At 47.3% G+C, this 1,076-nt stretch carries 1 pseudogene; it reads right to left on the reverse strand.

What is annotated here, in order from left to right:
* A pseudogene (gene pnp, locus A3729_RS03230) lies at positions 1-1,076 on the reverse strand (polyribonucleotide nucleotidyltransferase); the annotation flags it as partial.

Genomic DNA, 1,076 nt, shown 5'->3' on the forward strand with positions numbered 1-1,076 from the left:
GTTGCACCACCTTTACCGATAACGTCACGAATCTTGTCAGCGTGAACACTCATGGTACGCATTGCAGGAGCCTTGTCAGACAAGTTCTCGCGAGATGCATCAATTACCTTGTTCATTTCACCAAGAATATGAATACGAGCATCGTGTGCCTGCTTAAGTGCGATATCCATGATCTGCTCATTGATACCTTCGATCTTGATATCCATCTGCAAAGCAGTAATACCTTCGTCAGTACCCGCTACTTTAAAGTCCATATCGCCTAAGTGATCTTCATCACCCAAGATATCAGTCAGAACGGCAAAGTCATCACCTTCTTTAACCAAGCCCATTGCGATACCCGCAACTGGCGCAGCTAAAGGTACACCCGCATCCATCATTGCCAAGCTGCTTCCGCAAACACTTGCCATTGAGCTAGAACCGTTAGATTCTGTGATTTCAGATACACAACGAATTGTGTATGGGAATTCCTCAGCGGTAGGCATAAGCGCCTGAAGACCACGCTTAGCCAACTTACCATGACCGATCTCACGACGACCTGGAGGACCCATACGACCACACTCACCTACAGAGTAAGGAGGGAAGTTGTAGTGCAACATGAAGTTTTCTTTGTATTCGCCAGCATAATCGTCAACGATCTGTGCATCACGAGAGGTACCTAGCGTTGTCGTAACAATCGCCTGAGTCTCACCACGTGTAAACAAAGCTGAACCATGAGTATTCGGCAGTACACCCACTTCAACCTTTATAGGACGAACAGTGCTGTTGTCACGACCATCGATACGAGGCTCGCCTTGCGTGATACGACCACGAACAATTTTCTTTTCTAACTTAGAGAAGTAAGCTTTAACGTCATCTGCAGAAGGTGAATCTTCCGCATCGGTCACTAGCTTCTCAACAGCAGCAGCTTTCAGCTCACCTAGTGCACTGTAACGTGCCATTTTGTCGCTAATAGAGTAAGCAGCTGTAATACCTTCCGCTGACTCAGCCGCAACAGCTTCAGCAAGCGCAGTGTTCACTTCTTCAGGAGTCCAGTCCCACTTCTAAGTGCCTACTTCTTCAGCAAACTCGGTTACAGC

This window comes from Oleiphilus sp. HI0043, from assembly GCF_001634935.1.